General features: G+C 39.4%; 15 protein-coding genes and 1 tRNA gene. 5 read left to right on the top strand and 11 right to left on the bottom strand.

Annotated features, from left to right (window positions below; genetic code table 11):
• Nucleotides 1-9: 9 nt before the first annotated feature.
• The 5 genes from lepA to rpoE form a co-directional block, all read right to left on the bottom strand.
• Entirely contained in the window at nt 10-1,800 is a 1,791-nt protein-coding gene (gene lepA, locus MTCD1_RS07430; protein ID WP_057181924.1) for a translation elongation factor 4, read from the bottom strand.
• A 120-nt stretch (nt 1,801-1,920) separates the two neighbouring features.
• On the bottom strand, nt 1,921-2,400 hold the full coding sequence (locus MTCD1_RS07425; protein WP_057181926.1) for a SoxR reducing system RseC family protein: 480 nt from the start codon (nt 2,398-2,400) through the stop codon (nt 1,921-1,923).
• Complete coding sequence (locus MTCD1_RS07420) at nt 2,397-3,410, bottom strand: MucB/RseB C-terminal domain-containing protein (protein ID WP_057181928.1); 1,014 nt, start codon at nt 3,408-3,410, stop codon at nt 2,397-2,399. Before MTCD1_RS07420 ends, MTCD1_RS07425 begins: the two co-directional genes overlap by 4 nt.
• A gap of 56 nt (nt 3,411-3,466) precedes the next feature.
• Nucleotides 3,467-4,171: a sigma-E factor negative regulatory protein gene (locus tag MTCD1_RS07415; RefSeq protein ID WP_057181930.1), complete on the bottom strand. Its 705-nt coding sequence runs from the start codon at nt 4,169-4,171 to the stop codon at nt 3,467-3,469.
• Nucleotides 4,172-4,218: 47 nt separating this feature from the next.
• Complete coding sequence (gene rpoE / locus MTCD1_RS07410) at nt 4,219-4,845, bottom strand: RNA polymerase sigma factor RpoE (protein ID WP_197410288.1); 627 nt, start codon at nt 4,843-4,845, stop codon at nt 4,219-4,221.
• Nucleotides 4,846-5,081: 236 nt separating this feature from the next.
• Between rpoE and nadB the strand changes: the two genes are divergently transcribed.
• Entirely contained in the window at nt 5,082-6,689 is a 1,608-nt protein-coding gene (gene nadB, locus MTCD1_RS07405; protein WP_057181932.1) for an L-aspartate oxidase, read from the top strand.
• A 12-nt stretch (nt 6,690-6,701) separates the two neighbouring features.
• On the opposite strand, the gene MTCD1_RS22685 is transcribed toward nadB, so the two are convergent.
• Nucleotides 6,702-6,992 carry a hypothetical protein gene (locus MTCD1_RS22685; RefSeq protein ID WP_057181934.1) on the bottom strand — a complete coding sequence of 97 codons (291 nt, stop codon included), beginning with the start codon at nt 6,990-6,992 and terminating at the stop codon, nt 6,702-6,704.
• Nucleotides 6,993-7,134: 142 nt separating this feature from the next.
• Nucleotides 7,135-7,440, bottom strand: coding sequence for an FAD assembly factor SdhE (locus MTCD1_RS07395; protein ID WP_197410289.1), 306 nt, complete (start codon nt 7,438-7,440; stop codon nt 7,135-7,137).
• Nucleotides 7,441-7,626: 186 nt separating this feature from the next.
• Between MTCD1_RS07395 and ygfZ the strand changes: the two genes are divergently transcribed.
• Complete coding sequence (ygfZ, locus tag MTCD1_RS07390; protein ID WP_057181936.1) at nt 7,627-8,604, top strand: tRNA-modifying protein YgfZ; 978 nt, start codon at nt 7,627-7,629, stop codon at nt 8,602-8,604.
• A gap of 292 nt (nt 8,605-8,896) precedes the next feature.
• Nucleotides 8,897-9,385: an FKBP-type peptidyl-prolyl cis-trans isomerase gene (locus MTCD1_RS07380; RefSeq protein ID WP_057181938.1), complete on the top strand. Its 489-nt coding sequence runs from the start codon at nt 8,897-8,899 to the stop codon at nt 9,383-9,385.
• Nucleotides 9,386-9,478: 93 nt separating this feature from the next.
• Here MTCD1_RS07380 and recA read toward each other — a convergent pair whose 3' ends face one another.
• From recA to MTCD1_RS07365, 3 genes are all read right to left on the bottom strand, one after another.
• On the bottom strand, nt 9,479-10,546 hold the full coding sequence (recA, locus tag MTCD1_RS07375; protein WP_057181940.1) for a recombinase RecA: 1,068 nt from the start codon (nt 10,544-10,546) through the stop codon (nt 9,479-9,481).
• An 871-nt stretch (nt 10,547-11,417) separates the two neighbouring features.
• On the bottom strand, nt 11,418-13,634 hold the full coding sequence (locus MTCD1_RS07370; protein ID WP_143760092.1) for a putative bifunctional diguanylate cyclase/phosphodiesterase: 2,217 nt from the start codon (nt 13,632-13,634) through the stop codon (nt 11,418-11,420).
• A 286-nt stretch (nt 13,635-13,920) separates the two neighbouring features.
• On the bottom strand, nt 13,921-14,817 hold the full coding sequence (locus MTCD1_RS07365; RefSeq protein WP_057181944.1) for an ArgP/LysG family DNA-binding transcriptional regulator: 897 nt from the start codon (nt 14,815-14,817) through the stop codon (nt 13,921-13,923).
• 121 nt (nt 14,818-14,938) lie between these two features.
• Here MTCD1_RS07365 and MTCD1_RS07360 point away from each other — a divergent pair, with 121 nt between their 5' ends.
• Entirely contained in the window at nt 14,939-15,559 is a 621-nt protein-coding gene (locus MTCD1_RS07360; RefSeq protein ID WP_057181946.1) for a LysE/ArgO family amino acid transporter, read from the top strand.
• Between the two features lie 144 nt (nt 15,560-15,703).
• Nucleotides 15,704-18,313 (top strand): DNA mismatch repair protein MutS, encoded by a 2,610-nt coding sequence (gene mutS, locus MTCD1_RS07355; RefSeq protein ID WP_057181948.1) that lies wholly within the window; start codon nt 15,704-15,706, stop codon nt 18,311-18,313.
• Between the two features lie 207 nt (nt 18,314-18,520).
• On the opposite strand, the gene MTCD1_RS07350 is transcribed toward mutS, so the two are convergent.
• A tRNA-Phe gene (locus tag MTCD1_RS07350) sits at nt 18,521-18,596 on the bottom strand.
• Nucleotides 18,597-18,662: the final 66 nt, after the last annotated feature.

Here is an 18,662-nt window from a genome sequence, read left to right as displayed (position 1 = left end):
CGGCTTGAACTAACTATCGAGCTTAAGCACGGCTAAAAACGCTTCTTGTGGTACTTCAACATTACCCACTTGCTTCATGCGTTTTTTACCATCCTTTTGCTTTTGCAAAAGCTTTTTCTTACGACTAATATCACCACCGTAACATTTAGCCGTAACATTTTTACGTAACTGTTTAACGGTTGTTCTCGCAATAACGTTATTGCCAATAGCCGCTTGAATAGCAATATCAAACTGCTGACGATGAATCAACTCTTTGAGTTTATCTACTAATAAACGTCCACGTGCGGCTGAATGAGTTCTATGGGTGATCATAGCTAAAGCATCTACTCTGTCACCATTGATCATCACATCCACTCGCACCATATCGGCAGTCTGAAATCTAATAAAATGATAATCTAGTGATGCATAACCACGACTGGTAGATTTGAGTTTGTCAAAAAAGTCCATCACCACTTCAGCCATCGGTAATTCATAAGTAACTGCCACTTGATTACCATGATAAATAATATCTTTTTGTACACCACGTTTTTGAATACAAAGCTTAATCACATTGCCTAGATACTCTTGTGGTACTAATATATTTGCTTGAACAATAGGCTCTCGAATTTCATCAATATTATTAACTGCAGGTAAGTCGGAAGGGTTATCAATAGATAACAAGTCACCATTAGTACAGACAATTTCATAATTTACCGTTGGCGCTGTGGTAATTAAATCAAGATCATATTCACGAGCAAGACGCTCTTGAACGATTTCCATGTGCAACATGCCAAGAAAACCGATACGAAAACCAAAACCTAAGGCGGATGAGTTTTCTGGTTCAAAAAATAAAGAGGCATCGTTAAGGCTTAATTTATTCAGTGCATCTCTAAAGTTTTCATAATCTTCTGAGCTTATTGGAAATATGCCTGCGTAAACTTGTGGCTGAGCTTTAGCAAAACCTTTTAATGGCTTAGACGCTTCTTTTTTACTGATAGTGATAGTATCGCCCACTGGCGCACCGTGAATTTCTTTGATGCCGGCAATAATAAAGCCAACTTCACCTGTTCTTAAAATGCCCGTTTCTTTTTGTTTAGGGGTGAAAATTCCGATTTTATCGATTTGGTGAACTTGCCCAGTAGACATCACCAACATTTTATCGCCTTTTTTAACTTCACCATTCATTATCCGAACCAGTGAAACAACACCTTGGTAATTATCAAACCATGAGTCTACAATCAAAGCTTGTAATGGTGCATCTCTATCACCTTTTGGTGGTGGGATATTTTTAACGATAGTTTCTAATACATCTACAATGCCCAAACCTGTTTTAGCCGAGCAAGTTACGGCATCCGTAGCATCAATACCTATGATATGTTCTATTTCTTCAGCAACACGTTCTGGTTCGGCTTGCGGTAAATCAATTTTATTTAAAATTGGAATAACTTCTAAATCCATTTCAATGGCGGTATAGCAGTTAGCAACGGTTTGTGCTTCCACACCTTGCCCTGCGTCTACCACCAATAAAGCGCCTTCACATGAAGCCAAAGAACGTGAGACTTCATAGGAGAAATCGACATGGCCAGGGGTATCAATAAAGTTTAGTTGGTAAGTTTCACCATCTTTTGCTTTATAGTCTAAGGTAACACTTTGTGCTTTAATGGTAATACCACGCTCTTTTTCTATATCCATAGAATCAAGCACTTGCGCTTCCATTTCTCGGTCTTCTAAACCACCGCAATGTTGTATTAGACGGTCAGCAAGAGTTGATTTACCGTGATCAATGTGGGCAATAATTGAGAAATTTCGAATGTTTTTCATAAAAGGCAGTCAAATAAAAAGCGTTAAAATAATATAATGGCGTGATTTTAACGAATTAACTGCCTTGGGGCTATCTTTTGTTCAGATATCTTTTGTTTCAAGCCGTAACAGACTAAGACTTTATTTACCTTGGCTTGGCGAAGGAACAACTTCAATGATCTTAGGCTGTAAGTTTTCACTATTTTTGCCTTGTTTTTGCTTAAACTTAGCCAGCCTATAACCCAAGTAGCCTCCTATTAAACCCAAACCTAGTGCAATTAACTCATGGGCTAATATTTGCTGGTTAACCAGCCATTGTCCGACGGCGGAAAACGTAATCAAGCCAAATAAAGGTAGTAAATAGACTTGACCGGCGCTCGATAATACATGTTTTTCCGGCAAAGTTAATACGACACTATCACCCAGCTTTAGGGTTTGACCAATAACATTACGATCATAGGGTAACGTTAGGGTAAGCTTGGCTTGTGGCAGTGCTTTAGCGATTTGGCCACTGCCACAGCTATCAACTTGTGCACAACCACTGCATGCTGATTTTATTTGACTGGTAACGGTAACTTGCCCAGCTTCAATAGCAACGACATTGGCGAGCTCTTTAATCATCTTTCTGCTCCCTTTATCCCACGTTGAGTATTGTTGCTTACCTTCATTTTTGTTACAGCAACAATAGATTCGGCAATTTTTTTGGCGGTAGCTAGAGGAATAGCTCCAACCACGCCAACCTCAATGCCTTGAATTATCTGATTAAAGATTATTGTTGCGCCATCACTTGCATATTCAGGCGCTCTAAACTTTTCATGACTAAGGCTAACATAGACAGATATTTCAACTAAGCCATCTGAAAACAACATAAACTCAACGGCTTTATCATCACCCTGATGATAGTTATTTAGCTGATGTTGGTTAGATTTTATCACAGCAAAGCCTTGCGGTAACCAATCAACTTGCCAAGACAGACTTTTGTTTTGTTGTTGATTATTTAACTTAATAACACCTGGCAATTCAGATGATTGCAATTGCACTAAGTTTTCCGATAACTGCTCACTAACTTCAAGGTGGGTAAATTGAATTTGCTCTAGTAACAGCCCTTGACGGGTAAATATCGCCATTTTTAACAGCAGACCGGTCTGCTGATCAAGCCAAAGCCAATAACTATAACGGTACTTATCTTTTGCGACAATACGTACCAGCTGCGCAACTCGACCCAACACTCGACTGCGGCCGACAGAAATAAAACGATAGCTATCTTCAATCGCACTAATATCACCGCGAAAAATTGTCGGGATAGGGCTGTTAACATCATTAGAAATAATTGAATAAGGTTCTTGTTCGGGTTCGATATAGCTAACAATAGCCCCTTGGCGCAATATATCACGGCGAGGGCCATTAAGGCGGGAAAAAATCTCTAACTCTTGACTATCTTCGGCAATGCCATGCAACCAATGATAGGGCTCGGCATGATTATTTTTAACGACAACAAAAGAGGTAGTAAAATTTAGCTGACGTAATGATTTTGATAGTTGCTCTAACCAAAGCTTGGCTGACTCTGTATCAGCAGCTATAGCTGATACATTAACGCTTAACAGCAATAACAAAAGTGCCGAAAATTTCATAGGTTCTCAAAGAGGTTGGCTGAAAGTTTAATTATCAACTAATTCAACCAATCAAGCTATTTTATATTGCTACCTAATTTCACTTGTTGGTTATGATCTTTTAACAGCGCGTGTAACCGACGCTGTTGTGCCGCTCTTTCGCCAGCTAACTGCTCATTCAGTACTTTTTTGTTTTGCTGGCTTGACTCACCTTGAGGTGATTGCATGGTAAAGCTTACTGGGTTGGCATAACCAGTTAAAGGCATGGTTTGCACCACCTGGCTTGGTGTTACTGGAATTGAGTTTTCTGCAACATTATTTTGCACACCAACAATCATTAAAGCGGCTGCCGAAGCTGCAATAGCAACCTGCCCCATGGGTTTAACAAAACTGGATACTTTGGCTTTAAAACGCATGCTGGCATCGATAACAGTGTTGGTATTTTGCACCGTTTCACTTACTGGTAAAAGCACATTGTCGGCAGACGAAGAGTCATCACTTTTCGCATCTTGCTGTACAAAAGCTTGTGTAGATGAGTTAGGTGATAATATCGTCGCCTCGAGAGCAATAGCAGCTGAAATTGTTTTGCTTAAGTCGAGTTGCAGTGATTGAGGTACCTCATCACGTAATACATCCCCTATTAAGTGATAGGTTTGCCAAGTACTTGATAAGTGTTCATCCTTGAGCATATTATCAACTAAGTTTGCACTGACACTATCGTCTGTTGATGGCGAGTAGTTATCCACTAATGCAGATATTGACTCTGATTTAAATTCACTCATACCTTTACCTTAAAAACACTTAGTTAAATTTTTCGTTCACAAATGACTTAGTTACTTTTTTGTAACAAGGGTCTAATTTTCTTGTCTATGGCATCACGTGCTCTAAATATACGTGAACGCACGGTGCCTACTGGACACTCCATTATCGTCGCAATTTCTTCATAGCTTAAACCTTCAATTTCGCGAAAATTAATCGCTAACCTTAAATCTTCAGGTAATGACGCCATGGTACTAAAGATAATGGTCTTAATTTCCGCGGTAAGTAAGATCTTTTCAGGAGAGGCATTCTCTCGTAAAGCACCACCAGCATCATAAAGCTCCGCATCATCGATTTCTACATCGTTACTTGGCGGTTTACGAGCAAGCGCCACACTGTGGTTTTTTGCACAATTAACCGCAATACGATATAGCCAAGTATAAAAAGCACTTTCACCTCTAAAATTCGGTAATGCTCTATAGGCTTTAATAAAAGCCTCTTGTACTATATCGGGTACATCGCTATGATTTTTAACATAGCGACTCACTAAATTGGCAACTTTGTGCTGATATTTAGTTACCAACAGGTTAAACGCATTTTTATCGCCACGCTGAACCCGCTCAACTAATTGTTGATCTATATTTAGTTCGCTCTTTTGAGCCATATCCTTTAACACTGACAATTGATTTGTACTCATATTTTCCATTGGCTCGTAACAAACGCATAAAATAAGACTTATGTTTTTATAAAAAGTTCTTTTTATTTTTGATCTTTTTTAACAATGTGCATTATTGGTTTATCGAGCAATGATATTATTAATGCCAGAAGGTATTTAAACGCTATTATCTGGCGGCTTATATCTATGTATTATAGAATACCTCAAATTTCTTAACTTATATATTCGCTTTAACAGCAGAATTTAACCAATACCGCATGACCCAACAAAATAATTGTGATGTTTTAATCATCGGCAGTGGCGCCGCAGGTTTAACTTTAGCGCTACATCTAGCTAAAAATGCCGATGTGGTAATTTTAAGTAAAGGGCCCTTAAATGAAGGCTCTACTTTTTATGCTCAAGGTGGTATTGCCGCGGTATTTGATGAAAATGATAGTGTTACTGCTCATATTGAAGATACTTTAATTGCCGGTGCCGGTCTATGTGACGAAGAAATCGTCCGCTTTACCATTGAAAATGCTAAATCTTGTCTAGAGTGGCTAATAAGCCAAGGTGTCGCCTTTGATAAAGAGCCAGGAAATAATGGCGCAGACCGCTATCATTTAACCCGCGAAGGTGGTCATAGCCATCGCAGGATTTTACATGCGGCTGATGCTACTGGGCAAGCAATTCAACTTACTTTAGCCGAGCAAGTTAAGCAACATTCTCGTATACGTATATTTGAACGTTTTAATGCCATAGACCTTATTTGTCAGCCTAGCTCCACGGGTAATCAAGCAAAACAATGTATTGGTGCTTATATATGGAATAGAAATACTGAAAAAGTAGAAAGTATTTATGCACAAAAAACTATTTTGGCTACTGGTGGCGCCAGTAAAGTTTACCAATACACCTCGAATCCTGATGTAGCCAGTGGTGATGGTATTGCGATGGCATGGCGTGCTGGCTGTCGCGTTGCCAATATGGAGTTTAATCAATTTCATCCAACCTGTTTATTTCATCCTTCAGCGGGTACTTTTTTATTAACAGAAGCACTGCGCGGCGAAGGCGCCAAGCTAAGACGCCCTGATGGCAGTCGTTTTATGCCCGACTTTGACGAGCGTGCCGAATTAGCACCGCGTGATATTGTCGCTCGGGCTATTGATTATGAAATGAAACGTTTAGGTGCTGATTGTATGTACCTTGATATTAGTCACAAATCCAGTGAATTTATCAAACAGCACTTCCCTACTATTTATGAAAAAACCATGTCTTTGGGCATTGATATCACTAAACAACCTATTCCTATCGTACCTGCCGCGCATTATACCTGTGGCGGAGTGATGGTGAATAAACAAGGTAAAACTGATATTAGCCAACTTTATGCCATTGGTGAAATGTCATATACCGGCCTGCACGGTGCCAATCGTTTAGCCAGTAATTCACTGCTCGAATGCCTGGTCTTTGCCCGCGCAGCAGCTGTCGAGATTAGTGCAACGTTAAGACAAGATAATCGCTATTTAACCCTACCGCCATGGGATGAAAGCCGCGTAACCGACTCGGATGAAGAAGTTGTTATTCAACATAATTGGCACGAATTAAGATTATTTATGTGGGATTATGTCGGCATTGTCCGGACAACAAAACGCCTTGAACGAGCATTGCATCGAGTAGAGTTATTACAACAAGAAATTGAAGATTATTACCAAAACTTTAAAGTAAGTAATAATTTACTGGAATTAAGAAACTTAGTGCAAGTAGCTGAGCTCATCATAAAGTGTGCCATGGAGCGAAAAGAAAGTAGAGGCTTGCATTACACCTTAGATTACCCCGATATGTTACCTACCGCTCAACCAACAATCCTTTCACCCGTTAATCTAAGCTAATAATATGCGTCTTTAGGTGACGTCACCGAGTTGCTTTATTACCCGAGCAAGACGAGAAAAGTCTTGCTTAGAAAAGCTATCCCTATATATAAATAACTGTTTAGGGATGTTATTGGCGGCATTACTGCGTGGCGTGAGTATCGGCTCACTTGGTACCATAACTAACCAACAGCCGATAAAGCTTACTCTACTTGCTGCTAATAGTTGATAACTTGTCGGACTGCCAGCTAGATAAAAGCCGCCAGTTGCCGTTAAGGTAAAAGAACGGCTTATGGCGCTAGCATTGTTAATGGATAAAAACACACTAAGACCTATTAGACTTACTAGGGCCAAGCATTGAGCTAAAAGATAATAAAAGCTAGTACTAACAAGGATAGTTAAGCATATTAACACGACTACAAAGCTATATAATGCTAGCTTATAGCGAGAGTTTCGAACATTAATATTATAGTTTGACGCGTTTGAGTATAAATTGCACCATAGCGTTGAGTTCTGTGTCTTCACAATGTTCATGCCCCATAAACCATGCAAATAATTCTGGGTCTTGGCAAGTGAGTAAACGTTCAAAGGTGAACTGCTCTTTTATTGATAAGTCATCATAGGCTTCATCAACAAAAGGAATAAACAATACATCTAATTCTAACATTCCGCGACGACATGCCCACTTTAGCTTAGCCTTATTAACTTTTAACACACTAGTAGAGTTTTCATCATGTGTCACTGTATTGCTTGAAACGTCATTACCAGACATAAATACCCTTAATTGATTATCACACGGGCATTGTAGCAATAACTCACCGAGCACAGCTATTAAAAACACTAATTTTCACTAATATAAATCCAAGATCTAGTTGTTTTTAGCAATTTCGTCCCTATTCTATAGTTAACCTTTAATCGTCCAGCAAAGCTAGTCCCACGCTTTTTCATAGAGTTCATTATGACAATAACAACCAATACACAATTACCTGCTTTAACTCAGTTGCCAAGTACCTATCTTATTGAGCTTAACAATTTTGGCGCCATTTCTTTATCTGGTGAAGAGCAAAGTAAATATTTGCAAGGACAAGTAACCTGTGATGTTAATAACAGCACAGAGCAAAGCTTACTTGTCGGTGCTCACTGTGATGCTAAGGGAAAAGTTTTTTCTGTTTTCAGATTAATTAACCGCTCAGCTGCTCACTTATTATTACAACCTAAAACCAGTATTGACAGCTCACTTAACGCGTTGAAAAAATTTGCTGTTTTCGCTAAGGTCACTATTGAAGAAGTTAAAGACTTAACGTTTATCGCCTTAGTGGGTGAACAAGCCAGTGTTTTATTACAGCGTGAATTCTCTCAAGTACCTGATACTTTAAACCCCGTGGTACAAATTAACTCAACCAGCTTAGTTTATATCTCAGGTGAACAGCCTCGCTATATCATCATAGATGATCCAGCCGCTATTACCTCACTAGTTACATCCTTGGCACTACCGATGTTTTCACAAAAGGTATGGGATTTATTAGAAATAACCCAAGGGTTTCCTATATTAACCGCCAGCACTAGCGGCCATTACGTGCCCCAGATGCTTAACTTACAAGCCATTAATGGTATTAGTTTCACCAAAGGCTGTTACTTAGGGCAAGAAACGGTCGCTAGAATGCAATATTTAGGTAAAAACAAACGCGCACTATTTTCTCTGCATAGCCAACTTGAGCAGGACCTACAAGAGGATGACGTAATACAAAAGCAATTAGGCGAGAACTGGCGAAAAGCTGGCGATATTCTAGCCTATTATCAAGCCGATGATGGCAACTGTTACCTACAAGCGATTTTAGCTAATGATGCTGACCAACCTACCATGCGTATCGCTGCACAAGTTGCCAGCGTAGTAACAAAGCAAGCATTACCATATACCCTCGATACTTCAAAATAAGAGTTTCAGAAATCCTGAGTGATTCATGATTAAGGCGCATCTTTTTATTCAGGGTTACTCCCTTAAAAATAGATGCAACGATGAGCATGAACCTCTCAGGAATTCCCGCAGGGCTGGTTTAGATACGCATTATGCTACGTTCTTGATTTCGACAATGGATATAACCATTATCGTCAATCAACGCCTTGCCTAAAGACGTATCTAATTCCAGCTGAACCCTTCACTTTGAGGTAACAAGGGTATACACCCTTGCCCCTGTATAAGCACAATACTTGAATGATTAGGATAAAAAATGAAAATTGCAAAACATAATGTTGTTGTTATGCATTATGCCGTATCTGACGGCGAAGGTACTTTAATCGATAGTTCATACGATGATAAGCCGATGGCTATTATTCAAGGTACTGGCTATTTAATTGCTGGCTTAGATGATGCCCTTATTGATCACCAAGCGGGTGATCAATTCGAAGTGGCGCTATCTTGTCAACAAGCTTACGGTGAACGTAATGATAATTATGTGCAAAAGATACCTAGAGCAGATCTAGCTGGTGTTGAAGATCTCAGCCTAGGCACACAATTACGTGCTGCAACAGACGATGGTGAACAAACGGTTATTGTTATTGATGTACAAGATGATGAAATTACCGTTGATGGCAACCACCCGCTGGCAGGCTTAGACTTAAGCTTTGATGTTGAAATTATTGAAGTTCGTGCAGCAACTGCTGACGAACTTGAACATGGCCATGTTCATGGTGAAGGGGGTTGTGGTCACAACCACTAGTCCATTTTATACCGGCATAAAAAAAGGTAACCTTAGCTCTAAGGTTACCTTTTTTTGATTTATCTTTAGCCGTTACTTAGCCAATAAAGATAATTATTCAGCGACATCTGCCACTTTTTCTACTGCTTCTGCTTTGTCTACGGCTTTGTCTACTGCTTTATCTTCGTCTGCCGTTTTGTTTAAAAGCATATCACGTAACTTAGTATCTACATCCTTGGCCATATCAGGATGTTCTTCTAAGTATTTAGCGGCATTCGCTTTACCTTGGCCAATACGTTCGCCATTACAGCTATACCAAGCACCGGCTTTTTCAACAAAACCATGTTTAACGCCCAACTCAATTAATTCACCTAAACTATTGATGCCTTTACCATAAATAATTTGAAATTCAGCTTGTTTAAATGGTGGTGCTATTTTATTTTTAACTACTTTTACGCGTGTTTCATTACCAATGATTTCATCACCATTTTTAACCGCGCCGATACGACGAATATCTAAACGAATAGAAGCATAAAACTTTAACGCATTACCACCAGTAGTTGTTTCTGGCGAGCCAAACATTACGCCGATTTTCATGCGAATTTGGTTAATGAAAATTAACATGGTGTTTGATGTTTTAAGATTACCGGTTAATTTACGCATCGCTTGACTCATCATTCGAGCTTGAAGTCCCATATGAGAATCACCCATATCACCTTCAATTTCAGCTTTAGGTGTTAACGCGGCCACAGAATCAACGACAATCACATCAATGGCACCAGAGCGAGCTAGCATATCAACAATCTCTAAAGCTTGTTCACCGGTATCGGGCTGAGAAATAAGTAATTGATCAATATCTACCCCTAACTTTTTGGCATAGATAGGATCAAGTGCATGTTCAGCATCTATAAAAGCACAGGTTCGCCCCTCTCGTTGGGCTGAGGCAATAACCTCAAGAGTTAACGTAGTTTTACCACTTGACTCTGGACCATAAATTTCAACCACCCGACCTAACGGTAAACCACCAGCACCTAGTGCTATGTCTAACCCTAAAGAACCGGTAGAAATAGTTTCTATGTCCATAGTGGTATTATCACCAAGCTTCATTATTGACCCTTTACCGAATTGTCTCTCGATTTGACTTAAGGCAGCAGATAATGCTTTTTCTTTATCGTCTTTCATAGTTGCTCCGCGATTATATCGCTATTTCATCTTCATGGTTTCAATTTAATAACGCAAGTATACTGTATGGTCGTACAGTATCAAGCTTTTAAATTTTTATTTTTTTACTGGAAATAAATTAAAGCATAGATACTTTTAAGCTACTGATATAATTATACTTTTAAATAGAATGTAACTTTTTATTGTTTTATTTAAAAAAGTTACTATTTAATTATCTATGGTTATTTATCTACTATTTAAATTTTTATTTTTCCTGGCAATATTACCAAGTTTAGCCATCAGGGCATAAAGTAACCTGAACTCTGCGTTAAAATGTCGATAAATAGCCCGCTATTAATAAACGCCTTGCCTTGATAATCGAATACATTGAGCCATTGATTGGCTATATAGTGATTTCAATTGCTGGTTAAATTTATCATCGAATGTAACCCGTCGATTTTACTTAAATATCAACCAGATATTATCCTGAGTTCAGGTTAAGGTTAAGGTTAAGGAATGACGCTATCAACTTATTCAACATCAATCGTAGATGAGTATTAAACAATATTTTTTACTGGCTCAAAGGCACGTTTTGAGGGTGAGTTAGATGGTGATATTGCCAAAAACCGCTGCCTTAGCAGTTACCTTGGTGAGAGGGAAGCAGTCTGTTTATCCCTACAACGGATTCTATATTTTTCATTATTGATCATGCCTGTGCACTTGGCTCAGGATCGTCATCCCCGTGGTGTTTTAATCGGGGATCCAGTGTATAAAGAGCAATGGATCTTCGATCAGAGACTTCGAAGATGACGTATACAAAAAGTTCCTGAGTAAACTACATAGGCATGTTATTGATTAAGCCATCTCATGCGCCATCGTCAATATTTAGAGTTTACTTTTGGCTGGGCTCATACCAAGGTTCAGGTTTATGAATATGATAGCCCTGGCCATAATCGATACCAATGTCGGTTAGTATTTTTTCAATGGCTGCATTTTCAACAAACTCAGCAATCGTTTTTTTATTCATCGCCTCGGCAGTGCGCTTAATATTTTCGACAAAAACACGGTTTATCGGGTTAGTGTCCATATCCCGAACAAAAGCACCATCAATCTTTATGATGTCTACGGGTAGTTTTTGTAAATAGCTAAAAGAGGATAAACCACTACCAAAGTCATCTAATGAAAATTGGCAGCCAAAAGCTTTCATTTTATCAATAAAATGCAGGGCTGACTTTAAATGAGTGATGGCCGAGGTTTCTGTTATTTCAAAGCAAATACGTTTTGCTGGTATTTGATATTGTTCAAATAGGCTGATTACCTGATCATATATATCGCGATCAGCTATGCTAACACCTGATATATTGATGCTATAACTGGCCTTATCATCAGGGGATAAAGCTAACATTTTAAAGGTATTTTCAATAACCCATTGATCAACTCGTCTAATTAAACCATATTTCTCCGCTGCAGGAATAAAATGAATAGGCGGCACCAGCATTCCTTGGGCATTTTTCATTCGTATCAGCACCTCATAATGACAGCTACCTTGTCGGCCAAGAGGTTTTATTTTTTGACGATATAACAGTAAACGATCATCTTTAAGTGCCTCAGCAACATCATGCACGGCTTCCATCTCTTTAGCGTGCAAAACCAGTTGTTCATCATCACTTTGATAGACTTGTACTCTATTACCACCTTTTTCTTTTGCCAAATTAACCGCTCGCCCTAAAGATGAGTACACTTGTTGCGCATCAAAAATGGACTGGTCTAAAATGATAACACCAATACTGGCGGTAATATTGGTATCTTGTTGATACTCAACAATACGAATTTTTTGTATTAATAAGCGAACTTTATGGGCAAAGTCTTTTGCCTCACTAAATAATAGCTCAGGTAAAAGTATGCCAAATTCATCATTACCTAAGCGGCTAATAATAGCATCATCAGGAAGAAATTCTTTTAAGCTTATCGATATTTGATGGAGAAATTTATCACCAACGGCATAACTGATACTATTATTAATGACTTGAAATTTATCCAAGTCAATATGTATGACTACACCTACTTGCTTGCTTGCTATAGTGTTGGCATTAATAGAGTTATGGGTAAGTATGTGATTGGCCTCAATATGCTCAGATAACTGTCGGTCGAAATTCACTCTATTGGCTAAGCCAGTTAATTGGTCATAATTATCCACGTAAGCTAATGCTTGCTCTACTTGCAATTGCTTGCGTAAACTGTGTTTTTGCTGGCGGAAAAAACCATAAATAAATAAGGTTAACAGCAGCCAGATAAGTAGTGCTTTAATCAAGTTCTGGCGATATAAATTACTGCTATATTGTGGTGATAAACGTATGGCTAATTGCCAGCGAGTATTTGGAATGGCTTTGACAAAGTTAAAAGATTTCAACTCACCGCCGATAATTAATTCACTGGTGTTACTATGCTCCGTTTCAGTGGTTAATTCTACTTCGCCAAGCGAGTCGGCACGCATTAAAAAAAGTTGCTGGTGTGGTAGTTGATATTTCTTTAGTAAATTAATTAAAACATCAGGGTTAAAGGCAACAAAGAAAAAAGCACCTTTACCTGACTTAGTCGCCAGGGGCTGTAATAGGTCAAAATGAATACTGCTTTTGCTACGGTGTAAGAATAATTTATTTTGCACACCATTTTGAACTGTTTCAGCAATTTCTTCTTCACAGTCAGCTAAAAAATTTCCCGTTATATGCTTTAAAGTACCCTTGCCATCTTGATCAATCAAAGCAAATAAACGGGTGTTATCGATCTCACTGCTCAGCGCTGTTAATACTTCCATATACGCTTGCTGAGAAGCTTGCTCACCTTGCTGTTGTAATTGCTCGATAGCATTGAGTTGTTTTTGCTGAAAGAGATCAATTTCTAAACGCAGTTGGGCGAAATACTCTTGATAATCTGACAGAATACGATCAGTTACTGAGTCCATCAATGACTCTTGATAGCTTTGATGGATATTACTGGCTGAGAAACTCTGTGAGACCAATAATATTAAGATCAAAAAGCTCGTTAAGATAACGACTCGTGTCGACGTTCTTAATGCTTTACTCTCTTGTTGTGTGTAGGATTGTTTCAATCATTTCTCAAAATTAACACCTAATATCTATTAGGGACTATTGCCCTTTCAGGGTTAAATTTCATTCAATGCTAAGCGACTTTAATCGCGATGCGGGTTTTGTCGCCTAGTTATTCTATGTAAATGTGGAGCAACAACGAAAAAATTCATCTAGCCACACCAGCTCATATGCACGACCTTGTTTACCTATCAAACGAACTACGGTAAAAGTAAGCTCGAAAAGATTAACAGACACTAATATAAACAGTCACATTATTTTAGGCAAGCACTATAAATCGCCAAAAAATTAGTGTGCTAGTTTTTCACGGCCAATTTTAACAATTTGCTCGGATATTTTTTTATTAACACCTTTTACCAGTACCCAACTATGCCAGTATAATGTTTCTACTAATTTTTTATCTGGGCATAAACTGATTAATTGACCAGAATTTAACTCTTGTTCTATTTGTAATTTGGGTAACAAGCAATAAGCAACATCTTGCTTTACTAGCGCAACAAACGCCTCTGAAGAGCACACGCTATGGCAATAATATTCACTAGCCGCTAAATTAAAGTGTTTCGCAATATAGCGAACATGCATATCATCTTTATGATCATAACTTATCGCTGGCGCCATTGTTAACGACCTTTGATTCACCCCATCCGGAAAGTATTTTTGCGCAAAACCTTTACTAGCCACCAAGCAATACTCCATCTTCCCTAGTTTAAAAGAGCGATAACCTTTTAACGGTTGTTCAATAACACTTACGGCGCCAATGGCTTGCCCGCTGCGTAATTTGTCTAAGGTTCGCTCTTCATGTTCAATAATTAAATTCAATTCCACTAAGTGATTCTTAAGTATTGGCGTAATAGCATCAATAAACCAAGTAGCAATACTGTCAGCATTAATAGCCAAAGAGACTTTCATCGGTTTTATCGGTTTGTCCGGATACAGTATTGGCACAAGTTCATGCTCAAGTTGCTTAACTTTCTTAAAGTGGCTTAGAATTTGTTCGCCGGCAAGCGTAGCGACAATGGGTTGGTTTCGAATAAGTACCGGTTGCCCTATATGTTCTTCTAGCGCTTTTATTCGTTGAGAAATTGCCGATTGGGAGATAAACAGTTTTTGTGCCGCTAATGCAAAGCTTTGCTGCTCAATAACCTCAGCTAATGCCGCAAGATGTTTATAATCAAAGTTTGCCATATCCCCTAGCCCCTATATAAGTTTTACTAATGATAGTTAATAATTATTAATTATATTAAAACTTTTACTTAGTGCACACTAGCGCTTATCAAATTTTCTGACTATTTTTATCGAGGACATCATGAGCTTATTAATTTTAGCCAAAGGTTTTACCCTAACATTGAGTATGATAATGCCCATAGGCACACAAAACTCTATGTTGATTAACCAAGGTATTAATCAAAACCATCACAAAATGACCGCCGCTCTTTTTGTGCTTTATGATGCCTTACTCATCAGCATAGGTGTACTTGGCGGCAGTATTTTACTGTCACAGAACGCCACCTTATTTAATATGCTCACTTGGGGTGGCATCATATTTCTCAGTGTTTATGGTTTACTGTCAATGAAGTCGGCATTTTCGCAAAGTAAAAGTACGCCTGATACTGTGTTAAAAAAGAAGTCCGCAAAAATTGTTTTCTTAACAACCTTAGCGGTTACTTTTTTAAACCCACATGCCTACATTGATACCGTTATGGTGATTGGCAGTGTTGGTGGCCAATACTCAGATGATGCCAAAGTATATTTCCTCATTGGCTGCGTATTGGGCTCATTAACTTGGTTTAGTTGTTTAGCACTTGGCGCGGCAAAACTTTCCAAACAATTAAGCATACCCAAAGTAAAAATGACCATAGATATAATTATTGCCTTAGTTATGTGGCTGGTTGCTTGGTCTTTGTTTAATACCTGGATGGCTAGATAAGTAATTCTACCGCCAATAAATAGCAAAAAGTTAAGCAATGCTAATAGCGCTTATGGCATAATCTAGGGAATTACCAATCGGTATAATTATCCCTAGCATTAAGCTATTCATTAGCTAGTAATAACATAAGAGTTTTAGCATTTCATGACCACTGCCATAAAAGATCTTTCATCCCACACCCCTATGATGCGCCAGTACTTAACCATTAAGGCTGAGTTTCCAAATATTTTGATCTTTTATCGCATGGGCGACTTCTATGAGTTGTTTTTTGATGATGCCAAAAAAGCCTCTGAATTATTGGATATATCCCTTACTGCTCGAGGTAAAACTGGCGGTAACGCTATTCCAATGGCCGGTGTACCTTATCATGCGGTTGAAAATTATTTAGCCAAGCTGGTCAAGTTGGGCGAGTCAGTCGCTATTTGTGAACAAATAGGCGATCCAGCGACCAGCAAAGGTCCGGTTGAGCGTAAAGTGGTACGGGTTATAACTCCTGGAACACTCAGTGATGAAGCACTGCTAACGGATAGGCAAGATAATCTGATTGTCGCCATCGTCGACAATCAATCCCCGCAAGCAAAGCTAAAAAACAACGCAGCACCCGCTTTTGGTCTGGCTTATTTAGATATGGCCAGTGGCCGCTTTGTCTTGACTGAGCCACAAACCAGTGAACAACTGCTAGCTGAACTGCAAAGGTTATCTCCTGCAGAATTACTCTACAGCGAATCGCTACAAGATTTTAGTTTAATCGAGCAAAGAAAAGGTTTACGTCGTCGCCCCGAATGGGAGTTTGATCTCGATACCGCCATCAGTTTGTTAAATAAACAGTTCGATACTAAAGAATTAACCGGCTTTGGTGTTGATGATAAGCCATTAGGCCTAGCCGCAGCGGGTTGTTTATTTCAATATGTTCAAGATACTCAACGCACTGCCCTACCCCATATTCGTGCCATTATCTGTGAATCGGCCAATAATGGTGTGGTGCTTGATGCCGCCACCAGACGAAATTTAGAGCTAACCCAAAACTTGCAAGGTGGACTTGATAACACCCTTGCCGCCATTTTAGATAAATCCTGCACGCCAATGGGTTCGCGTTTACTGAAACGTTGGTTACACTTTCCATTACGCGACTTAACCGTGCTTAATAATCGCCAAGATACGGTAAGTGATATCATAGCATTAGATCTAATCACACCAATTCAGCCAATATTAAAAGGCTTGGGCGACATTGAACGTATTGTCTCGAGAATAGCCTTACGCTCGGCACGACCACGAGATTTTGCCCGTTTACGACATGCGCTACAACAATTGCCTGAGCTGCAAAGAGAGTTAACCTTAGCTAAACCAAGTTACTTACACACCCTAGCACAGCAAAGCCAACCAATGCCGCAGTTACAAGGGTTACTTGAACATGCCATTATCGAAAACCCACCAGTACTTATCCGTGATGGCGGTGTTATCGCGCCTGGTTATAATAGCGAACTCGATGTATTACGAGATTTAAGTGATGGCGCCACCGAGTTTTTAAAGCAGCTGGAACAACGCGAAAAAGAGCGTACTGGCATTCACTCACTAAAAGTGGGCTATAACAAGGTCCATGGCTTTTTTATTGAAATGAGCCGCACCGCTGCAGCTAATGTCCCTGATAATTATATCCGTCGCCAGACATTAAAAAATAATGAACGTTTTATTACCGAAGAATTAAAAGAGCATGAACATAAGGTGCTGAGCGCGCGAAGCAAATTCTTAGCCTTAGAAAAATCACTCTATCAAGAATTATTCGATAAAGTCATGCCAGATATAGCGGAATTACAACAATTAAGCCAAGCCATTGCCGAGCTTGATGTGTTAACCACCTTCGCAGAGCGCGCATTAGCGTTAAACTATGTCAAGCCCAGCTTGGTGGCCGAGGCAGGTATTAGTATTGATGCCGGTCGCCATGTTGTCGTTGAGCAAATGACCAATAATGCCTTTATCGCTAACCCGATTTTGTTAACTGAGCAACGTAAAATGCTGATCATCACCGGACCAAACATGGGTGGTAAATCAACTTATATGCGGCAAACAGCCCTAATTGTTTTACTTGCCCATATCGGTTGTTATGTCCCCGCGGACAGTGCCACCATTGGCATAGTAGATAGAATATTTACTCGCATTGGTGCCTCAGATGATTTAGCCAGTGGCCGTTCAACCTTTATGGTTGAAATGACTGAAACCGCCAATATCTTGCATAACGCTACCGATAGAAGTTTAGTATTACTTGATGAGATAGGTCGTGGCACCAGCACCTACGATGGCTTATCACTAGCATGGGCGTGTGCAGAAATGCTGGCACTTAAAACCAAAGCTTTTACCCTGTTTGCCACCCATTATTTCGAATTAACTCTGTTAGCAGAGCAGATTGATACCCTTGCTAATGTCCACCTAGATGCTATGGAACATGGCGATAGCATTATATTCATGCATGCAGTACAAGAAGGGGCAGCAAGTAAAAGTTTTGGCTTACAAGTAGCACAACTAGCGGGTGTGCCAAAAACGGTAATTAAGCGGGCAAAACAACGGTTAGCCGAATTAGAGCAACAGCAAACATCGAATCAGTTAACCGCTTCGCCCATTCAAAGTGATGCTTTTGAACAACTCAGTTTAGCGCCAGATGAGCACCCAGTGCTAACCACTCTCGCAGAGACTGATGTGAATGATTTAAGCCCGAGACAAGCGTTAGATTTACTCTTCTCTTTAAAGGAACAGCTTTAAAAAAAGCAGCTCTAGGTATTAACTAAAGCAGCAGTTGAGTTACACATACGGCTGCTTTTTTTTGACTGAGGTTTAGTGACTGAATGTTAAAGAGGCGCGGGCTCCGTGCCAAACTTTATATAGAATTTATAAAGTTTAAGCTTTAGCAACGAAAAAAGCCTCAGCATTACTATTTATAATTAGTAGTGCTGAGGCTTTATCTTTATATGGTGCCCCGACCCGGATTTGAACCAGGGACACGAGGATTTTCAATCCTCTGCTCTACCAACTGAGCTATCGGGGCATTCTTTACAGAGTGGAACTCTCTAAAGAGCGCGTATAATATAGTTAAACATTATCAGTGGCAACC

Origin of the sequence: Colwellia marinimaniae, assembly GCF_002207865.1 — a bacterium.
Taxonomy (GTDB): domain Bacteria; phylum Pseudomonadota; class Gammaproteobacteria; order Enterobacterales; family Alteromonadaceae; genus Colwellia; species Colwellia marinimaniae.
Note: the sequence above shows the minus strand (reverse complement) of the source record. Positions and strands in the feature narration are given on the sequence as shown.